The 18448-nt window shown below is 45.1% G+C and carries 13 protein-coding genes; 8 read left to right on the forward strand and 5 right to left on the reverse strand.

The window, feature by feature from the left end:
- Window positions 1-63: 63 nt before the first annotated feature.
- The 5 genes from HRQ91_RS10590 to HRQ91_RS10610 all read right to left on the reverse strand — a co-directional run bounded on the left by HRQ91_RS10590 (window position 64) and on the right by HRQ91_RS10610 (window position 6656).
- A complete protein-coding gene (locus HRQ91_RS10590; protein ID WP_210119508.1) occupies window positions 64-666 on the reverse strand; it encodes a TetR/AcrR family transcriptional regulator in 603 nt (200 codons plus the stop codon).
- Complete coding sequence (locus HRQ91_RS10595) at window positions 650-1843, reverse strand: THUMP domain-containing class I SAM-dependent RNA methyltransferase (protein ID WP_210119509.1); 1194 nt, start codon at window positions 1841-1843, stop codon at window positions 650-652. The genes HRQ91_RS10590 and HRQ91_RS10595 overlap by 17 nt, the downstream gene beginning before the upstream one ends.
- Window positions 1844-2034: 191 nt before the next feature.
- The gene (locus HRQ91_RS10600; protein ID WP_210119510.1) at window positions 2035-3858 is read right to left on the reverse strand and encodes a dihydroorotate dehydrogenase; all 1824 of its coding nucleotides are present in this window, start codon (window positions 3856-3858) and stop codon (window positions 2035-2037) included.
- A gap of 110 nt (window positions 3859-3968) precedes the next feature.
- The gene (pyrF, locus tag HRQ91_RS10605; RefSeq protein WP_210119511.1) at window positions 3969-4898 is read right to left on the reverse strand and encodes an orotidine-5'-phosphate decarboxylase; all 930 of its coding nucleotides are present in this window, start codon (window positions 4896-4898) and stop codon (window positions 3969-3971) included.
- Between the two features lie 18 nt (window positions 4899-4916).
- Window positions 4917-6656: an AMP-dependent synthetase/ligase gene (locus tag HRQ91_RS10610; RefSeq protein ID WP_210120798.1), complete on the reverse strand. Its 1740-nt coding sequence runs from the start codon at window positions 6654-6656 to the stop codon at window positions 4917-4919.
- Window positions 6657-6941: 285 nt separating this feature from the next.
- Here HRQ91_RS10610 and HRQ91_RS10615 point away from each other — a divergent pair, with 285 nt between their 5' ends.
- The 8 genes from HRQ91_RS10615 (at window position 6942) to HRQ91_RS10650 (ending at window position 18333) form a co-directional block, all read left to right on the forward strand.
- Complete coding sequence (locus HRQ91_RS10615; RefSeq protein ID WP_210119512.1) at window positions 6942-8219, forward strand: C40 family peptidase; 1278 nt, start codon at window positions 6942-6944, stop codon at window positions 8217-8219.
- Between the two features lies 1 nt (window position 8220).
- A complete protein-coding gene (locus HRQ91_RS10620; protein WP_210119513.1) occupies window positions 8221-8943 on the forward strand; it encodes a hypothetical protein in 723 nt (240 codons plus the stop codon).
- 54 nt (window positions 8944-8997) lie between these two features.
- Window positions 8998-9753 (forward strand): hypothetical protein, encoded by a 756-nt coding sequence (locus HRQ91_RS10625; RefSeq protein WP_210119514.1) that lies wholly within the window; start codon window positions 8998-9000, stop codon window positions 9751-9753.
- Between the two features lie 182 nt (window positions 9754-9935).
- The gene (locus HRQ91_RS10630; RefSeq protein ID WP_210119515.1) at window positions 9936-10826 is read left to right on the forward strand and encodes an Rpn family recombination-promoting nuclease/putative transposase; all 891 of its coding nucleotides are present in this window, start codon (window positions 9936-9938) and stop codon (window positions 10824-10826) included.
- A gap of 72 nt (window positions 10827-10898) precedes the next feature.
- Window positions 10899-11612 (forward strand): DNA alkylation repair protein, encoded by a 714-nt coding sequence (locus HRQ91_RS10635; protein WP_210120799.1) that lies wholly within the window; start codon window positions 10899-10901, stop codon window positions 11610-11612.
- Window positions 11613-11866: 254 nt separating this feature from the next.
- Window positions 11867-13066: a hypothetical protein gene (locus HRQ91_RS10640; protein ID WP_210119516.1), complete on the forward strand. Its 1200-nt coding sequence runs from the start codon at window positions 11867-11869 to the stop codon at window positions 13064-13066.
- A gap of 319 nt (window positions 13067-13385) precedes the next feature.
- Complete coding sequence (locus HRQ91_RS10645; RefSeq protein ID WP_210119517.1) at window positions 13386-14777, forward strand: glycoside hydrolase family 28 protein; 1392 nt, start codon at window positions 13386-13388, stop codon at window positions 14775-14777.
- Between the two features lie 160 nt (window positions 14778-14937).
- Window positions 14938-18333 carry a helix-turn-helix domain-containing protein gene (locus HRQ91_RS10650; protein WP_210119518.1) on the forward strand — a complete coding sequence of 1132 codons (3396 nt, stop codon included), beginning with the start codon at window positions 14938-14940 and terminating at the stop codon, window positions 18331-18333.
- Window positions 18334-18448: the final 115 nt, after the last annotated feature.

The raw sequence follows: 18448 nt of genomic DNA on the forward strand, positions 1-18448 counted from the left end.
TCTAATTATTATGACAAATTTCGTCAATATGTAAATCGGCAAAAATCCGGCAACAACCTGCTTCTAAATTCTATGTGCAAGCAAATCGCCCACAGTAAATTTCAATATGAGCCTGGTTTCAGCCAAGTCTTCCTGATTTAACACCGCAAGTCTGAAAATTGCCGATTCTATTATGCTGTAAAACAGTTCGTTTACGGATCTTACGTTTATCTTTTTAAATTCCCCGGAATTTATTCCTCTGATAATGACCTGGCTCAAAAGGTGCCTCAAATGAACGACGCGGCGGCGGACTTTTTCTCTGGGATTCCCGCCTGATTTTTTCATCTGTAAAAGATAATCCAAAATTACGCCGAATAGGCGCTTATTAAGTTCACAGTTTTCCATGATCATCATGAGGATGTTCAAAAGAGCTTGAGAAGCCGGAACGGATTCGTCGGAACACAGACGCACAAGTCCTTCTTCAAGGCCGCTCATCATCTGTTTTATGCTCCATAAAAAGATCTCGCGCTTGTTTTTAAAATATATGTAAAGCGTAGTACGCGTAATTCCGCAGCGGTCGGCGATCTTTTGAAAAGTTACGTCTTCATATCCTTCTTCGCTGAATACATCCAGCGCTTTTTCGAGGATTTCCTTTTTTCTCTTATCGTGTTCAACAACAATAGCCATTTTTATTTCTCCGGCATAAACATTCTTTAAACATGTAAAAGCGGGTGTCAAGATTTCCGGCCTTCAGTTCCTTTGAAGAAGACGCGTAAAAGCCCGAAAGCTCTTGGAATTTTTTGTTCGAAGTTATGACGCCTATCCGCCAGTTTTTAAAATCTCTAAATAAATCCGCCATGTCTTTATAAAGCTTTTCAGCCTTATCTTCGTCGTCAAGTCTTTCACCGTAAGGAGGATTACACAAGATAAGCCCTTCCGGATAAGGCGGCTGTAAATCCTTAAAATCGGATTGTACGAAATCCGGCCGAACAATTCTGGCATCGCTTCCTATTAGCTGCAAGGCTCGTCCGGCAGTAACGCACGCATATTCGGCGTTTTTTGCGGAGCGTTCTATTGCGGCCCGATCGATATCGGAACCGGTAATCCTCACTTCGACATCCGTACGAATCTTTGCCGCTTCTTCTTTTTTAATCTGCAGCGCGCGTTTTTGATCGTAAAAGGCAAGATTTTCAATCGCGAAATTCCGCCCGAATCCCGGCGCAACATTGTATGCGTACAAAGTTGCTTCTATAGGAATTGTTCCCGAACCGCAAAAAGGATCGTGAAGCGGCGTCTTTCTACGCCACATCATCATCTGAAGCAGGACGGCCGCCGTGGTTTCCCTTAAAGGCGCAATACCGCCGTCGGCTCTGTAACCCCTCTTATGCAAAGGAAGTCCCGACAGGTCAAGCAGAAGTATGGCGGTATTTTCATCCATATAAACGCGGATATCGGCTTTTTCGCCCGTTTCGGGTAAAACGGGAATTTTCCACACATCGCCCAATTTTTTGTAAACGGCTTTTTGTACCATGGACTGAATGCTGTGTTCCGAATTTAACTTACTCTTATAAACACGGACCTTGTCTACTACGATACGCGTGTTTTTTTTAAAATAATCCTGCCAATTTACATCGTACGCTCCGGCAAAAAGATCGTCAAAATCTTCTGCAGGATATGCCGCCGCCTGAAGGTATACCCGGTCGGCCGTGCGCAGACACAAATTCGAACGAAATAAGGCGTCGTCGTCTCCCGAAAAAGAAACCCGCCCCGGAGCGTTTGAGATAAGATTGTATCCCAGATACTTTATTTCGTTGCCTAAAACCCTTTCCGCTCCGACGGCACACAGCGCCACGATCGTATTCATAAAAAGGAATTTAACATTTTTACATATTATGGTCAAATGTCGAGCTTTGAAAATATCAGCCAATAATGCTTATACGCCAAGCAAGAATATCGTTCGCTTAGCCAGAGTGTATGCCGCGGTCGAGCTTTGAAAATATCAATTAGAGACGGTTGTACGGTTCCGGCGCGATTCTTCTGAGGCGCTTAAGAGCCCTACAGCGCACAGCCTCTCATTTCTTCGATACTCGCATACCCTTTACGCTTCATAAAGGCGCTAAGCCCGTCGATCACACGGAGCATTGTATAAGGATCAATAAAGGTTCCCGAACCGATTTCAACGGCAGAGGCGCCGGCCATAATAAATTCGACCGCATCCTGCCATGAAACTATTCCTCCGACTCCGATCAGCGGAACCCGATTTTGCGGAGGAAGTTTGTTAATTTCCGAGGCAATCTCATACACATTCTTAACGGCGAGCGGACGCATGGCCGGACCGCCGACGCCCGCTTTGACCTTATCAAAAACAGGCCTTCCGTTTTCAATGTCTATCGCAACCCCCTGAAAAGAATTTCCGATGACCAGGGCGTCGGCGCCCTCGTTGATGCATGCGACGGCCACTCCGATAAGATCCGGAGCCTGCGGCGTTAATTTTACGGCAAGCGGCTTAGCAGTAACGGCACGCACAGCCCTTGTCGCCTCCGCTGCGGAAGAGCAGCTCATTCCCCATGCGGCTCCCCCCTGCGAAACATTAGGGCATGAAATGTTAAGCTCTATCATGGGGACGTCAGTCTTATCGAGCAACTTGGCGCCTTCGACATATGTTTCAAGCGTGGAGCCCGACAGGTTTGCAAGCGTTACGGGGCCGAGTTTTAACATTTGACCGAGTTCGTGTTCTATAAAATGCTTTATTCCGGGATTTTGAAGCCCCACGGAATTCATAATTCCCGACGGCGTTTCCCAAATGCGAATACCGGAATTGCCTTGTCGTTCTTCAAGAGTAAGTCCCTTGGACGCAATTCCGCCGAGAGATTTTACGTCGAATACGGACATATATTCCGTTCCGAACCCGAAAGTTCCCGAAGCGGCTATGACGGGATTTATAAAACGCACTCCGGCAATATTTACCGACAGATCGGGATCCTTCGAAAGAGGTTTTCGGCGCGGCTTGAAGGCGGAACTTTCAAAGATCAGCATTTCGCCGTCAAAAACAGGACCGTCTACGCAGCATTTTTTATATCCTTTCTTTGTCTTTATTGAACACCCGAGGCAAACTCCCATGCCGCATGCCATGCGGGCTTCCATGCTTAGCCAACATCGCACTCTGGCTTCGCCGCATATTTTTTTTACATATTCCAACATGGGTAAAGGTCCGCAGGCGTAAACTGTCGTATATTTTTTAGCGATAAGTTTTTGACTGTCTACGGCGGCGGGAAGCATTCCGGAAAGACCTTCGCTTCCGTCTTCCGTCGTAATTATCAAATCGTCGGCCTTTAAGTGCTCAAGCCCGTAAGAAGCGCTTTTAAAACTTGCGATAAAATCATAACTTTTCGGGACAAGAGATTCCGCAAAGCCCGCCACAGGAGCTACTCCTATTCCACCGCCGATCAAGCAAACCTTGTTTTGTCCTTCCGTTTTAAAATCGGGCGCAGGAAACATGTTTCCCAAAGGACCGAGCATAAGAAGGATGTCGCCCCTTTTAAGCCTGTAAAGCTCTCTCGTCCCCTCTCCTTTTTTTAAAATCAAAAACTCAATAATAATGCTGCGGGATTTTTTTTCGACATGAAAAACGCTTATCGGTCTGGAAAGCACCTTTGCCGAATGTTCCGTCCTAAGCATGTAAAACTGCCCCGGTCGCGGAAAAGAATATCCGTTTAAGCTGAGGTTAAAAGGTATTGAAACTTTAAGTGTGAACACCGCGCCGTCGGCAAAATCCGAAGACCTCTCTCTGCAATCAGTTAAATTATTCCGCCTGTCTAAAACCTTTGCTCTTGCAAATACGGGGACTGTCTTGCCGCCGCAATCCGTAGTTTCGGTCATTTTCTTATCCCCTGATGAAATTTCCGCTTTGGTAAAATCCTGCTGAAATTTCGACTGTTTTTTTTGGGTTAAATTTCCGGTTCGTTAAAACTCAGAATTTCCCAACCCCTTCAGTGTAAAAAATCCGCTTTTGCCTCAAGAAGATCTTTTTTTGAAATTTCAGCCACATAGACCGCGGATTTCACTATATCGTCAAGGCCTAAAGTTCCGTCGTTTCTTTGTCGTTCAAGATTTTCGTCTTTTTTCCATGCGCATAAAATAGCGCGCGAAGAATTTACCGTGCCGCCCGCGTTTTCAAGCAAGGCAGCGGCGATGCGCGCAGCTCCGCCCTGCGCCCCGTATCCCGGAATCAAAAAGAAAATATCGGGATAGGTTTTTCTCAAGCATTTTGCGTCGCTTTCTCCGGTACAGCCTACGACGGCTCCTATGGGAAAGCAAGTTTCTTCCGGATAATCTTTTTTCCATTCGCCGCAAAGGGAAAGCAGTCCGTCTCCTACAGCGTCAAGCACGCGTTTCCCGGATTTCAGCTCTTTTTGTTCGATGTCCGCCGTACCCGGATTCGAAGTGCGCAGCAACACAAAAACACCCTTGCCGCCTTTTGAAGGAGAGCAATACTCGGTAAACGGCAAAAGCGTATCAAAACCCATGTAAGGATTTACCGTGATTATGTCCGTTTCAAAATCACCCGAAAAATGAGCGCGGGCGTAGGCGTCCGCAGTAGCGGCAATGTCGCCTCTTTTTACGTCCGAAATAACCGGCAAGCCGCTTTTTCTAGCCGCTTTAAGCGTTTCAGCGTAAGCGGCCAGTCCTTCAAGTCCCATAGCTTCGTAATAAGCGATCTGTATTTTAAAACAACAGGCGCTTTTTGACTGTGCGATGCCTTTTATAAGTTCCTTATTGTAAGCAAGAACTGCCTGAGCCGGACTTCTAAATCCTGATAAGACTGAAGGCGGTAAATACGACGGATCCGTGTCAAGTCCTACGCAGAGAGGCCCCAAAACATCCGCCGATTCCTGTAAGATCTGCATCTTGTGTTTCATATTCGGCGATCCTTTAAGTCATTTTTTATAAATGCGCTTTACTTTTCGCGTCGTAGTCATTTCAAGCGGTTTTTCAAGAAGCGTTACTCTCGTAATACGCGCGTACGGCTGCAAATTCTTATTTACTTTTTCGATATATTCGTCTATCGCCTTCAGCGCAGCCTTTTCATCTTCCTTTTTATTTCGGTCGATGCCGAGCCGCTTATAAAGCTCGTCGGAAGGATAAACCAGCGCTTCAATTCTTTCATCTTTACTATTTTCATCGGGAACATACCCCTGAACGGTTATCTGTTCGATCTCGTCAAAAAGCTGAAAGGCGTCTTCTATTTCTTCAGGATAAACGTTTTTTCCTCCGCCGGTAACGATCATGTTTTTTATGCGGCCGCAAAGCATAAGATAATGTTCCTCGTCCATCCAGCCCAGATCGCCGGTCTTAAAATATCCGTCTTCCGTAAACACCTTCGCCGTTTCTTCCGGCATATTGTAATAGCCCTTCATGACCATCGGGCCTTTTACGATGACCTCTCCTACGCCGTCTTCATCTGGATCGAGAATTTTCATTTCCATATAGGGACTAAAATCCCGGCCGACGCTTTCTATTTTAAAATGTTCGAGCGGATTAAGAGCTATTATGGGGGAAGTTTCGGTAAGTCCGTATCCTTGAATAAAATCTATTCCCGCGGCGTTGTACGCTTTAAAAACGCTCGCCGACAGAGGCCCCCCGCCGCAGATCGCCACGCGCAGAGTATAAATATTTGCAGCCTTTAACACCGATTTAAAAAGAATCTTGCCGTAATTTTTCCCGGTTAGCTTGCGCAAAAGAAACGAAAAATTCATCAATAATTTCATAGCTATAGCTACGATAGGCCCTTTTGCCCTTATACCCTTGCGTATTCCGGAAAGCAATTTGTTATACAGCATGGGAACACCGAGCATTATTGTTATTTGCCCTTCCCTAAGTTCCTTCATAAGCCTCGTAACGGACATGCTCTTTCCGAAAACGATTTCTGCCCCTACGGAAATAGGATTTATAAAAGCGGCCTGCATAGTGTAACCGTGATGAATGGGAAGAAGGGCGTAAAAAATATCAGTTTCAAAGATGGCAAGATTAGTCTGCGCAATAAAACAGTCGCTCACAAGGTTTTTATGCGTCAAAACGACGCCCTTGGGATTCCCCGTAGTTCCGGACGTAAAAAGTATCGCAGCCGTATCGTGTTCGTCCGCAGGGGGATTTTCTTCAACCTTTTTGTCGGCCTTAAGATCATAAACATAGGTGTCGCGATACTTTCTGTTTAGAGAATATATTCCGCAATCGGGAAAAGAAGTTTTATAAAAATCATGTTTTTCTTCATCGCAAAATATCATCTTTGGCTTTGACACGCGGATAAGATTTTTAACTTCGTTTTCATGCAGAGCGTAGTCAATCGGAATGATGACGGCCGAAGCCGCTTGCGCCGCCAAATACGTCACCGCCCATTCAGGGGAATTTTTTCCGGTTACGGCCACGTGATCGCCTTTTTTTATTCCGTTAGCCGTCATCCATAAAGCAAGCTGTCTTATTTTTTTTGCCGCCTCGTCATAATTAAGCGTGTTCTTCGTTTCGCCCGCGCCTTCAAAATCGGTAAAACAAGGCCGTTCGGGAAAGCGCTCCGCTGAAATAAAAAAAAGCTCCGGCAACGTAGGCCATTCTCCCGAAAATGCCTTTCCGCGCCATTTATCTAAAACCGACCAAGGTTTCCGTTCGATCAAAACCGCCATATTCACTCCTGTAAAATCGCATTGCGGACGCCTTTGACTCATCGATTCATCGATCGCGCACATTTTAGGCTGCACGCACGCTTTGACTCCGCATTCAATATTGCCTCTCAGCAAACTGCCGCAAAAGCAGTAAGCCTCCGCCATTGCGCAATATTTTAAATTCGGATTATACGCCGCATTATTAAATTATTTTATTCTATCACAATCTTTGCGATCAGTGTAAAACTTTGCATATTTTTTTTACAATCGTTTGATATATTTGCAATAAAAACCGATAATCGAAATATGGATAAGCCGATAAAAAATAACCGCATTATTCTGTTTGTTTTTACAGTTTTTTTATGTTTGACACAAGGACCAGGCGTCGCCGCTCAAGCGGTTCAAGTTCAGGACGAAGGGACGATCGACGCAGCGCAGACGATTCAGGCACAGGCGCCTCAGGCCTCTCAGGCAAGCCGCCCGATTTCGCAGGAACATCAAAAAGACGCAAAACAGCTGCGCGAAGATATTGTAAACACGGCAAAAAAATACGTAGGAGCCAGATACGAATACGGCAAAACCGGCCCGGACAGTTTTGACTGTTCGGGTTTTATATGCACAGTGGCCTACGAAGCCGCGTCAAAAAAGCTTCCGCGCACGGCAAAAGCGCTTTATTCCTTTGTAAAAATAATTCCGCAAAACAGGCTCGAAAAAGGCGACATAGTATTTTTTAGGACAACGAGGGACGGTTCCATTTCACACGCGGGAATATACATAGGCGGAAATCAGTTTATGCATGCCGTAAGCGACGGACCCAATACGGGCGTGATCGTATCTTCCTTAAAAGAGAACACATGGAAAAACGCATACGCGGGTTCGGGGAAATTTCTTCCGAGCGCGGAAAGCGACGGCGATGAGGCCGCAGGATCCGAAAGTTCGGGCCAACCTGCGCCTTCGCCTTCCTCAGCAGGTTCACATTCCACAGCAAGAGGAGTTTCCTCTACGGGTTCAACTTCCACCGGCGGCAAAAAGCAGAGCGGCAAAAGCGGCGCAGCCGGGAACAAACGAGTAAACGAAGATTTTATAAATAATCTGATCTTTGACGCAACGTTCGGAATAGACTGGAGCCTCTTTACTTCCAGCCGGTTTTTACTTAATTTCCGCGGAGTTCCTCTTACTTTAAATGCGCGTTACGCCCCGTGGCCGCTCCAGCCGGGAATAAATACCGGCATCCGTCTTAACACGGGCGTAGGATCCGTTCAAATTCCGCTCATGTTCAGTGTTACGGCGAACGACTATCTGCGCTTCTACGCCGGCCCTGTAATCACGCTGGGAGATCCCGACCTGCCCGGCGGCAGTAAAAAAATAGAAGCTTCCTTTTTTCCGGGAATGATCGGACTTTCATGGAACACTCCGAGTTTTACAAAAGGAAAGACAAAGGTTTCTCTTACCCAGGACATAGTATATTCGGTATTCAACGCGACCGACGGCTCCGCCTTATCCTTTAAAAACAGCCTTGCTTCAGGCCTTGTGTTTTCAACCGGCGTAAGAGTAACCTTGCCTCTGTCGTCGCTTTTTAAATAGCATGAATTATTTAGTATCAATTTCGAGTTTTATAAAACACGCCGCGCTCGTCTTTTTGGGCTGTTTTTCGCTCATCTTTTTAAGCTGCTCTATAGATACGGAAATTGAAATTTCAGCCGTAAAAAGCGGCGGAGTAAACGCGGATTTCGCCGATATAAAATATCATTCTTCGTTGGGTCCTTCTTTGACCTCGCTCGTAAACACTCTTTTAAATGCGTCGCAGCCGAGCTCCGGAACAACCTTGAAGCCTTCGTCCGAAGAAACTTTGTCGCAAAGTTTTTTTGACGCCGTCGAAATACGGGAGGGGCTTAAAAAAGCGGGTTTTACCGACGTCGTGTGCCTTGCCTCAAAAGATTCTTCTTTAAAGATAAATGCGAAACTTCCGTCTTTAACAACGAGCTTTCTTTTTCAAACCGTATACCGCACAAAGACGGGAATCGCTTTAAAACTTTCGCCCGAAACGCTGCAATCTCTACTTAAAATTATGCCGCAGGACTTACAAACATGTGCGGATCTTCTTATGGCGCCGGTTTTTACAGGCGAGGCGATGACGCAAAAAGAATACAAAGAACTCATCGGCTCCGTTTACGGCCAAGAAATCGCTTCGGAACTTGAAAGGTCTTTGCTTTCAATAAAGCTTACTTTTTCGGGCAAAACCGAAACCTTTACCGTTCCCGTTATAGAAATTCTTACGCTGCACGACGAAAAAATCTTTTCTATTTAACAATTTTTTGAAACCTCTTGAGAATGTCATTGTTATTAAAGTATTATGATCTGTATGAAAACTTCAAAAACAACTGCTTTCGCGGCAATTTTTACGCTTTTAGCGTTTTTCGCGCCGGCACAAATTTCATCTCAATCTTCGCTAAAGGAAGAAGCCGACCGGTACGAAGCAACGGATTTAACAGGGCTTAAAGAAAAGCAACTGCAAAAACGGCCGCAAAAAAACGCTTCCTCCTTTGCTGTAGACGACACGCCGATTCAACTGGGAGAAGGCTCCGTCTTTGAATACAACTTGCTAAACACGGACGTGCAGCAAAGCAGCGTGAGTTACATGTACTACCCAAAAGAGAACGCTGTCGTTTTAAAAATTTCAAACGCTCTTGCAAAATATTTTTTACTGTTCGACGCCAACGACCGCGCCGTGTGCCACGCAGCATACAAGCAATATCTTGAAGATTTTTCGGCAAAAGTTTTAATGAATAAGCCTAATAAAACCCACAATATTTACGGAGAATTTACAGGCGAATACCGCACCGGTTTTATCGGAACGGCTACGATCACAAAACCCAAGGTTACAGTTGGTTACCGCTTCGTAAAAAAATCTCCGTATTTTACACTTACGTTCTGGCCAGCAGCTCCCGAACCTGTTGTTAACGGCATAGACGTAAACAAGCCCGTCAATTCGGACAAAATGACCTTTCTTATGACAAAAAAACAGGCCGGCGAACTTGTAAAATATATGGACGAAGATTTTATAAACGGCATACGGCAAGAAAACGTTCTTCCTATAGAGAGCGCAGATAAGTATTAAAAACTTTAATGAACTGTAGAAGAGAAAAAATTTAATTTATCATAAGAAAACGAAATAGAGCTTTCTCTGCAAATCAAAAAACATGTCAAAAGGTTGAAATCTGTGAAAAAGTAGCATATTGTATATTATACAGGTAATGATAAAAAATACAGATAGCAGCTGCGTGTTTTTTGGGAGGAAGTATGCCAAAACACAATCGCCGGTACAAGGATTCGGTCTTTGTTGATCTTTTCAGCACCGACAAAGACGCTAAAGTTAGGTTTTTATCTCTGTATAATGCCTTGCACGGCACACACCTCGACAGTTCTACGGAACTGAAGCCTCTCAAACTCGAACAGGCGATGTACACGAAATTGTCTAACGACGTGTCGTGCCTGATTGACAACAAGATTATCGTTTTGGCTGAACACCAGTCTACAATCAATGAAAATATGCCTTTACGCTGTCTGCAATACGTAGCCCGCCTGTACGAGCAGATCCAAGACCCGAAGGCAAAATACCACAGAACCCTGCAAAAGATTCTTACGCCTGAGTTCTACGTGTTTTATAACGGCACGGAAAATTACCCCGTCCGCAAGACGCTGAAACTTTCAGACGCCTACATCGTAAAGCCTGAACACGCTCCTCTGGAGCTTGCGATAGAGGTACTCAACATCAATACGGATAAGGCGAATAAAATCCTGACGGCTTGCAGACCATTGGAAGAATACAGTATGTTTGTAGAAGCCGTGCGCCGCCATACCGCGCTCGACAAAGAACACGGTTTTGAAAACGCAATCAAAGAATGCATACAAAATGACATCTTACGAGAATACCTGCAACGAAAATCACGGGAGGTAATGAACATGTTATTGTCTGAATACGACTACGATACCGACATAGCGGTACAGAGAGAAGAAGCTGGCCAGATAGCTTTTGCCGAAGGGATCGAGAGAGGTATTCAACAAGGCTTTTCCGACGGTGCGTACCAGGCAAAACTCGAAATGGCCAAGACCTTTAAGAAGCTTGGCATTGATATCGCTAAAATAGCCGAGGGGACCGGTCTTTCCGTCGAAGAAATCGAAAAACTTTAGAAATGAGCATTGATGAACATGTTATTGTCTGAATACGACTACGATACCGACATAGCGGTACAACATCCACCCATGGACGGCGACAAAATATGTGAAAGCGAAGTGCAGAAAAAACTTTTTGCACTTCAGAATGAAAAATACAAGGCTTTTAACGCAAAACTTGTGCCTACAGTCGATCCAAAAACGATGATAGGCATACGCACGCCCGCCTTACGCAAATTTGCAAAAGAATTTGCCCAAAGCCCCAAAAACCTCTCCTTTCTTAAAATTCTTCCTCACAAGTATTTCGAAGAAAACAACTTGCACGGCTTTATAATTGAAACATTTAACGATTATGACCAAATAATCGCCGCTCTGGACGATTTTTTACCCTACGTAGACAACTGGGCTACCTGTGACAGCATAAATCCTAAGGCCTTGGGCAACCATCTTGAAAAACTTCTCCATAAAATAGAACAATGGATTTTGTCGGATCACACATACACCGTGCGCTTCGCACTCGGAACGCTCATGCGCTTTTATCTTTCCGACGGCGTGTTTTGCGAAAAATACTTAAAGACCGCCGCTTCGGTGCGCTCAGGCGAATATTACGTAAACATGATGCAGGCGTGGTTTTTTGCGACTGCTCTCTCAAAACAGTACAAACCTTCCGTAGTTTATCTGGAACAAAAAAAACTTGACGTTTGGACTCACAACAAAGCCATACAAAAAGCGTTGGAAAGTTTTCGCATCCCCGGCGACCAAAAAAAATATCTAAAAACCCTAAAAATCAGCCGGGGAACCTGAAATTTGCCGGCAAAAGTAAAGGCCGAGCGATTAAAAGCCCGAATTTCAAGTTTCTTTAATTTTAGGGCAGCCGCAGTCGCACATGGACGTGCGACCTACAAATTTGTCGACAGTTTTGAAAAAAAACTTTCAAAAACGCATTTTTTTTGAAAAAAATTTGACATATAATCTCTTATAAGATAAAATAGCCTTATATAAAAGTTGCGGTTTTATGCTATTCAAAAAAAATAAAGCTACGCCGCACAGGAGGCTATATGAAGAAAATTATTGGGGTTGCCGTAGCAGCTTCGCTGGTTGCAGGTATGGCGTTTGCCGATGTAGCAGTCAGCCTAAACTCTCGCATGAGAGCTGATATGTTCAACCAGACAAAGAAAGTTGATCAGGACAAAGTTACGACAAAGTTCGATCTTAACGGTTACAAAAGCGCAGATGACTCTCTGGCGTTCGAAGCTAACAACGATTATGCCGGCGTCGCTCTTGAGCTTTCAATGAACAATACGGAAAAATCGAAAGCCACTAATGATGATGTTTCTATCGATACCTACTACGGTTATTTAAAGTTCAACGCTCTTAAATTTACCGCAGGTATTCTCGGCTCACGCTATATGAACCGCTTAAACGTATCGGCCGTAGAAAACGGTCTTACCGACAGCGACACGGCGAAATATGGTATTTCCAACGGTATTATGGTTGGGGGTAGCGCAATTGGTAAAACCTTCGGCTACGACTTCGGAAACATGGCTAAAATCGCCGGTGCGGATAAACTCGCTTTTATCGCCGACTACACGATCGCGGATCTTCCGGGAACACTGCTTTTAAAAGCCGCTCTTCTTGAAAACAAATACAAGAACAAAGCTACCGACAAGCAGGAAGCGGGCTATGCGTTTGAAGCAGCTTACAAACAGGACGACTTGGTAAACCTTGACGCTGTCTTAAAGATGCCGACTGAAGATCAGTTAGGCTTCGGCGTTTACGTTTCTCCTCTCATGCTGCCCTTAAAGACAGTGGTAGGCTTTACATATATAAAAGATGATACAGCAGGATCAGCAAAAAAAGGCAGCGCATGGGCTCTCGACGGCCGCGTGGCATACCCCGTTTCCGACGCTTTGAACACCGTATTGCAGGTAAAATACACCTCTGTTTCTCCTGACGGCGGAGATACGGAAACCGCTCTCGAATTGGTCGGCAGCGTATCGTACATCGTTAACGACCTTGTAACGGTACAGTGCGACGCCGGTTACTACGGCTACGACCTTGACGACAATGACAAGTCTAATGTTGGTGAAAACCTCTTTAAGATCCGCCCTGCCGCAAAATTCACAGCCGGTAAAAACGCCGCTATCACTGCGGGTCTTGAATATACCAAAGCTCTCAACACAGGCGATGCAACCGCTGCAACAGACACTCTTGATTCAAAACTTGCAATCCCTGTTATCTTGCGCGTAAAAATGTAATTTTAACTTAATTACATGATTGACCGGCCGGAAGCAAAGCTTCCGGCCGGTTTTTTTATGTGCATTTTATGTACGGACTTTTATGTGCGGGCAATTTCTTCGGCGGCAAATTCGACATATCGCGCTGCGCACGGTTGACGGCGCGCACGACGCTCCGCACCGGATCTGCCGCGCCGGGCCCGATTGCCGATCTATCGCGTGGACGGCTTGCCCTCTCCACGTCCCGCCTGCATACCCAAAACTTTTTTCAACGGAATAATCCAAAAAAATAACGTCTTCATCCTTTGACAAGGCCCTTATATACACAGATACTTAAAACATGCAGAGTATCTTTTTACATGAAACGGGCGGAAGACCGTCTCCTTTACCCAAAGCCGCCGCCGGCACAACGCAAAAGCAATCTTTTTTTGACAACAGCGAAGCTTTTTTTAAAGCCTTGGATATTTTAAAAAAGGCCGGCGGCGGCACGCTAAAAGTCGCAAGCGGCGTATGGCACACGGGACCTATCGAGCTTTTTTCTAACATAACGCTGCACCTTGAAGAAGGCGCCGTAATATCGTTTATTCCCGAACCTGAACGTTACAAACCTGTGTACACGCGCTGGGAAGGCGCGGACTGTTTTGCAATGCATCCCTGCGTTTACGTAAACGCGCAAAAAGACGTAAAGATCACGGGCAACGGAACGATCGACGGACAAGGTCTTTTATGGTGGCGCTCGCGCGAAGCAAAGAAAAAACAGACTTCCCCCGAAACCCCAATCGAGCTTGAATTTGCAAAGCTCAATCCGGATTACAAAAAACAGCCCGGCGGAGGAGGCGGAAGAAATATCCAATTTTTGCGCCCTCCGCTCATTCAATTCTACAAATGCAAAAACTGTTCGATCGAAGATATCACAGCTTGTAATTCTCCGTTTTGGACTATTCATCCCGTATACTCGGACTCAATTAACATTTCAAATGTAACGGTGCAAAACCCGGCGGAAAGGGCGCCTAACACGGACGGGATAGACATAGATTCATGCACAAACGTTACGATTATCGATTGCAGCATAAACGTGGGCGACGACGCCATAGCTCTAAAATCCGGCGCAGATGAAGACGGAATAAAAGCCGCCAAACAGTGCCGTAACATAAGGATTTCAAACTGTACCGTGTTTTCCGGTCACGGCGGAATCGTAATAGGAAGCGAAACGGCCGCCGGCATAGAAGATGTGGTTGCGGAAAACTGCGTATTTAAAAATACCGACCGCGGAATACGCATAAAAACGCGCAGGGGCCGCGGAGGCGCAATAAAAAACTTACAATTTTCAAATTTGACTATAAAGGACTGTCTTTGCCCGTTCAGCATAAACATGTATTATGTATGCGGAGCGGATCCTAAGGATCCGTTTTTATTCAGCACGGAAAAACAAAAGATTGAAAATTCCACTCCTTCCGTAAAAGACATATCCGTAAACGGCATAAAAGCTGCGGGCTGCAGATCTTCCGCCGGATTTATAGCGGGACTGCCGGAATCGCCCGTTTGCGATGTGGTTTTTAATAACTGCGTATTTGAAACCGACGAAAAAAGCTCCGAGCTTCCTGAAAAATCGGACATGACGGCGGGGCTTCCCTGCGTTACGGAAAAATCTTTTAGGATCGTAAACGCAAAAAACGTTTCGTTCAAAGACACTCAAATAATCGGGCCCCAAACGCCGTTCCTTTATTCGTAAAACGGGAATACCGAAGGATCGGCGGACTGCCGCTTGCCGGCGGAAACTTGCCGGCACAAAAGCGCGCCGAGTCAGTCGAGCCGAAAAATTTGCACAAGAGACGTCGCATAAAAAATTGCCGGCCTTTTTTATTTTAAACTAATGCCTTATACTTGTCTTGATGAATAAAAAACGGATCGGTTTTATTTTGGCTTCAATACACAGCGGTTCGGGCGATCAAGTGTGTTCCGAGCTTATAAAACAGGCGGTCCGTTTTAAAACCACGTTTTACATATTCCCCGGAGGGCGCTTAAAAGCAACTCAAAATTCCGAGTGGCTGCGCAATTCAGTCTACCGTCTGGCAAATACGAAAACTCTTGACGGGCTTATAAGCTGGGCTTCTGCGCTGGGAGGTGCGCTCCCCCTGCAAGAGCTTATCGAATTCCATAAAAATATCGAGCCCTTACCCTTTGTTACCATTTCACAGAAAATCGAGGGTCATTCCTGCGTAAATTTTGACGCATATTCTGGAATGTGTTCCTTAATCGATCATTTTTTAAAAGTACATCGCATAACAAAGATCGCCTTTTTACGCGGGCCTGAAAATCATGTTTCCGCAGACGACCGCTACAGAGCTTTTTGCGACACTCTGCAAAAAGCCGGCGTTTCTGTAAAGGATTCACCTCTTGTATCGGATCCGTTTGAATGGCGCAGCGGCAAGGACGCAATAATCCAATTATGCGAAAAACGCCGCCTTCTTCCCGGTAAAGATTTTTCCGCCCTCGTATCCGCAAGCGATCTTATGACTCTGGACGCGATAGAATATCTTCAAAATAAAGGGTATTCCTCTCCGGACGATTTTCTGGCGGCGGGATTTAACGACGTTTCCAAGACAAGAAGGCTGCGTTCCGCCCTTACTACCGTTCACATGCCGTACAAGGCTATGGGAATGAATTCTTTTAAACTTATTTTAAACGAAATAACGGATGCCCCGCGTGCAAAAAAGGACGTCCTTCTTCCGGCGCCTCTTGTTGTGAGAGAATCGTGCGGCTGTCCCTCGCTGATAAAGCATGCCTTAAACCCGATGTCCGCAAAAGACGATCTTCCCGAAGCGCAAGTGTCAAAAGAAGGTCTCATTGAACGGCTTTCGGAATTATTCTACCTTGATAAGGCGGAAGGCAGGACTTTTTTGGAACCTATGATAAATGCGCTTTATGCAAAAAACTCACGCCTTTTTTTTAATCTTTTTGAAGAATTGCTTGAAACTTTTTACAAAGACGAAACGGACATGAGGCTTATCTACCGTGCGATCGGAATCATAAAAATATCGAAAAACATCGATCCCGATTACGTCGCTTCGATCGAAAAAGACATTTTTATCGCATTGGGGCAGGCCGCGGAACGTTATCAGGAAGAAATAAAATCCATGCGGGAAGAACGCAACAAGGTTCTTGACGAACTTAAATGCGAGCTTATAAGCAAACATTCCGTAAAAGAACTTTCCGAAGCGCTGAAAAAATATCTTCCGCGTATAGGGATTCATTCCGCAGCTTCAGTCATTTATCAAACAAAAGACGTTTCGCGGCTTTTGTCGGGCTTTTCAAAAAACAGAATTTTTGAAGAAGAGGAATTTTCCCCGGATGAAATTGTTCCTCCACGCCTGATTTCCGCTTTCAGCCAAGACGTTTTTATGGTTCAACCGATGTTTGCCGGAAACAAGGCCATAGGCCACTTCATATGCTCCGTTCCTTTTTTTGACGGCGCACTGTTCGAAGATCTTCGCTCCGTACTGAGCAGCGCATTTTCGGGTATATTTTTATTCAATGAACTTACCGCCGCCCGTAAAGCTGCCGAGGAAGCCGAACAAGCAAAGACGAAATTTTTTGCGGCCGTAGGCAGTGATCTTTCAAACCCGCTCAGTGAAATAAAGAGCGACGCTTCACGTCTTAAAGTTTTATTAAAACAAAAAGAATTAATACCCGATCAAATAAAAAACATCGTCGAACGACTGGAAAAAAACATCGAAGCGCAGCAAAAAAAGACGGATCTTATCGTCGAACTTACGCGCTTTCAAAGCAATGAAATCGTTTTTAATAACACTCTGTTTCATCCGGCAGCTTTATTTCCGGCCGCCTTATTTAAAGGACGTCCGGTGCAAATTCCCCGAGAAAATCCGCATAAAAAAGAAGAATCCCCTTTCGCGGCGTCGGATCTTCCGATTCTGTTCGGCGACAAAGAGCGCATAAAACAGGCTCTGCTTCTCATAGCCGAAAATTTTCATTTTAAATTGGAACAATGTAAATTAAAAAAAACAAGCAAAGGCCTAAAAATCGTCATGCCGATTTCTGAAAAAGCTTTCACGGGACCGACGGCAGAGCTTCCCGGTGTTATGCTTGCAAATCAGATATTTTTCATGCAAGACTGCGAATTTGTAAAAAACAAGGATCCGTGTGAAATTCTTTTTTATTGGCCGTTTTTTTCATGTTCACCCAGAAAAAGCAGCTTAAAAAATCCCAGCGAAAATGTTTTTGACGGCGTTCCCCGAAGCGAGCCGGAGAACGGCGGACGCTACGCCGCACACGACGCCACGACGCCGGGCGCGGCAGTCTTTGCACCGAACACAGCGCAGATCAATGCTGTGCAGGCTTCGGACAAAATAAAAGCGGCCGCATCGCAGAAAGAAGAACCGTTTGAATGGAAATTTAGAGAAAAAACGGAAGACGAAAATCGGCGTATATATGAGATGTTTGTAAAAAAAGATTTTATGAAGCGGCCGTTTCTTTGCTATGCGGATCCTGAAGACGGGGATCTTGAAAAAAGTAACAATTTTTTGTCTTTTTTTGAACGAAAACTGAAAATAGCCGAACGCCCCGTCTTGTTTATAAACTGTCCCGAAGACATGGAAAAGAAGTGGGAGCTTTCTTTTACCGTTATCCGCATAAAAACGGAAGACGCACCGAACACGCTGTCTGACACACAGAACATAAAAAAGCAAATAGTGAAATTAAATCCACTTCTCATCGTCATGAATGAAATAAACACGGATATGATCGATTTTATACGGAACAATCCTTCCACGGAACTTTCTCCGATAATAATCGCCCCCGACAAAATAGAAGCGTCGCCCCGTATTGACGAAGCGCTCGGCTTTCAAAAACTCATATTATGCAACCTGTGCGTAGCGTCTTCACGGGAATTCGGCAACAGAGTTAAGGCGCTGCTGTCGGGCGATCACATGCTGTCGCCAAATACCGCAGGCTTTGTAAAAAAAACGCTGATATATTTTAATGCGCACGGATGCGAATATATTTCTCGGTGGAAGATTGCCGAAGCCGTTCATACGAGCGAAGATTATCTTACCAGAATTTTTCATAGAGAACTGGGGCTTTCTCCGTGGGAGTATTTGAACATCTACCGGATCCATATAGCCTGCGCAAGACTTAGAAAAACCGACGAGAGCATTCTAACGATCGCCGAAAAAAGCGGATTTCAGGACCAGGCTTATTTTTGCAGGGTTTTTAAAAAAGTGATGGGAACTACACCGGGGCATTACCGCAAAGGCATATGCGCTTTTTGAAAGTTCGCCGCTAAGCGGAGGCAGCATAAAAGCGAAATAAAAGATCGCAATAAATAGTCGGAATAGTACAAAAAATTGCATTAATTATCTACGAAGCTTACTGTACATTTTATAC

This window comes from Treponema parvum (assembly GCF_017893965.1).
In the GTDB taxonomy this organism is placed as follows: Bacteria; Spirochaetota; Spirochaetia; order Treponematales; family Treponemataceae; genus Treponema_D; species Treponema_D parvum.

Bases quoted from the DNA above. Each gene is read 5' to 3' on its own strand.
- HRQ91_RS10645 (WP_210119517.1), top strand. From the start codon at position 13,386: ATGCAGAGTATCTTTTTACATGAAACGGGCGGAAGACCGTCTCCTTTA.
- HRQ91_RS10635 (WP_210120799.1), top strand. From the start codon at position 10,899: ATGGACGGCGACAAAATATGTGAAAGCGAAGTGCAGAAAAAACTTTTT.
- HRQ91_RS10630 (WP_210119515.1), top strand. From the start codon at position 9,936: ATGCCAAAACACAATCGCCGGTACAAGGATTCGGTCTTTGTTGATCTT.
- HRQ91_RS10625 (WP_210119514.1), top strand. From the start codon at position 8,998: ATGAAAACTTCAAAAACAACTGCTTTCGCGGCAATTTTTACGCTTTTA.
- HRQ91_RS10600 (WP_210119510.1), bottom strand. From the start codon at position 3,858: ATGACCGAAACTACGGATTGCGGCGGCAAGACAGTCCCCGTATTTGCA.
- HRQ91_RS10590 (WP_210119508.1), bottom strand. From the start codon at position 666: ATGGCTATTGTTGTTGAACACGATAAGAGAAAAAAGGAAATCCTCGAA.
- HRQ91_RS10610 (WP_210120798.1), bottom strand. From the start codon at position 6,656: ATGGCGGTTTTGATCGAACGGAAACCTTGGTCGGTTTTAGATAAATGG.
- HRQ91_RS10620 (WP_210119513.1), top strand. From the start codon at position 8,221: ATGAATTATTTAGTATCAATTTCGAGTTTTATAAAACACGCCGCGCTC.
- HRQ91_RS10640 (WP_210119516.1), top strand. From the start codon at position 11,867: ATGAAGAAAATTATTGGGGTTGCCGTAGCAGCTTCGCTGGTTGCAGGT.
- HRQ91_RS10650 (WP_210119518.1), top strand. From the start codon at position 14,938: ATGAATAAAAAACGGATCGGTTTTATTTTGGCTTCAATACACAGCGGT.
- pyrF (WP_210119511.1), bottom strand. From the start codon at position 4,898: ATGAAACACAAGATGCAGATCTTACAGGAATCGGCGGATGTTTTGGGG.
- HRQ91_RS10595 (WP_210119509.1), bottom strand. From the start codon at position 1,843: ATGAATACGATCGTGGCGCTGTGTGCCGTCGGAGCGGAAAGGGTTTTA.
- HRQ91_RS10615 (WP_210119512.1), top strand. From the start codon at position 6,942: ATGGATAAGCCGATAAAAAATAACCGCATTATTCTGTTTGTTTTTACA.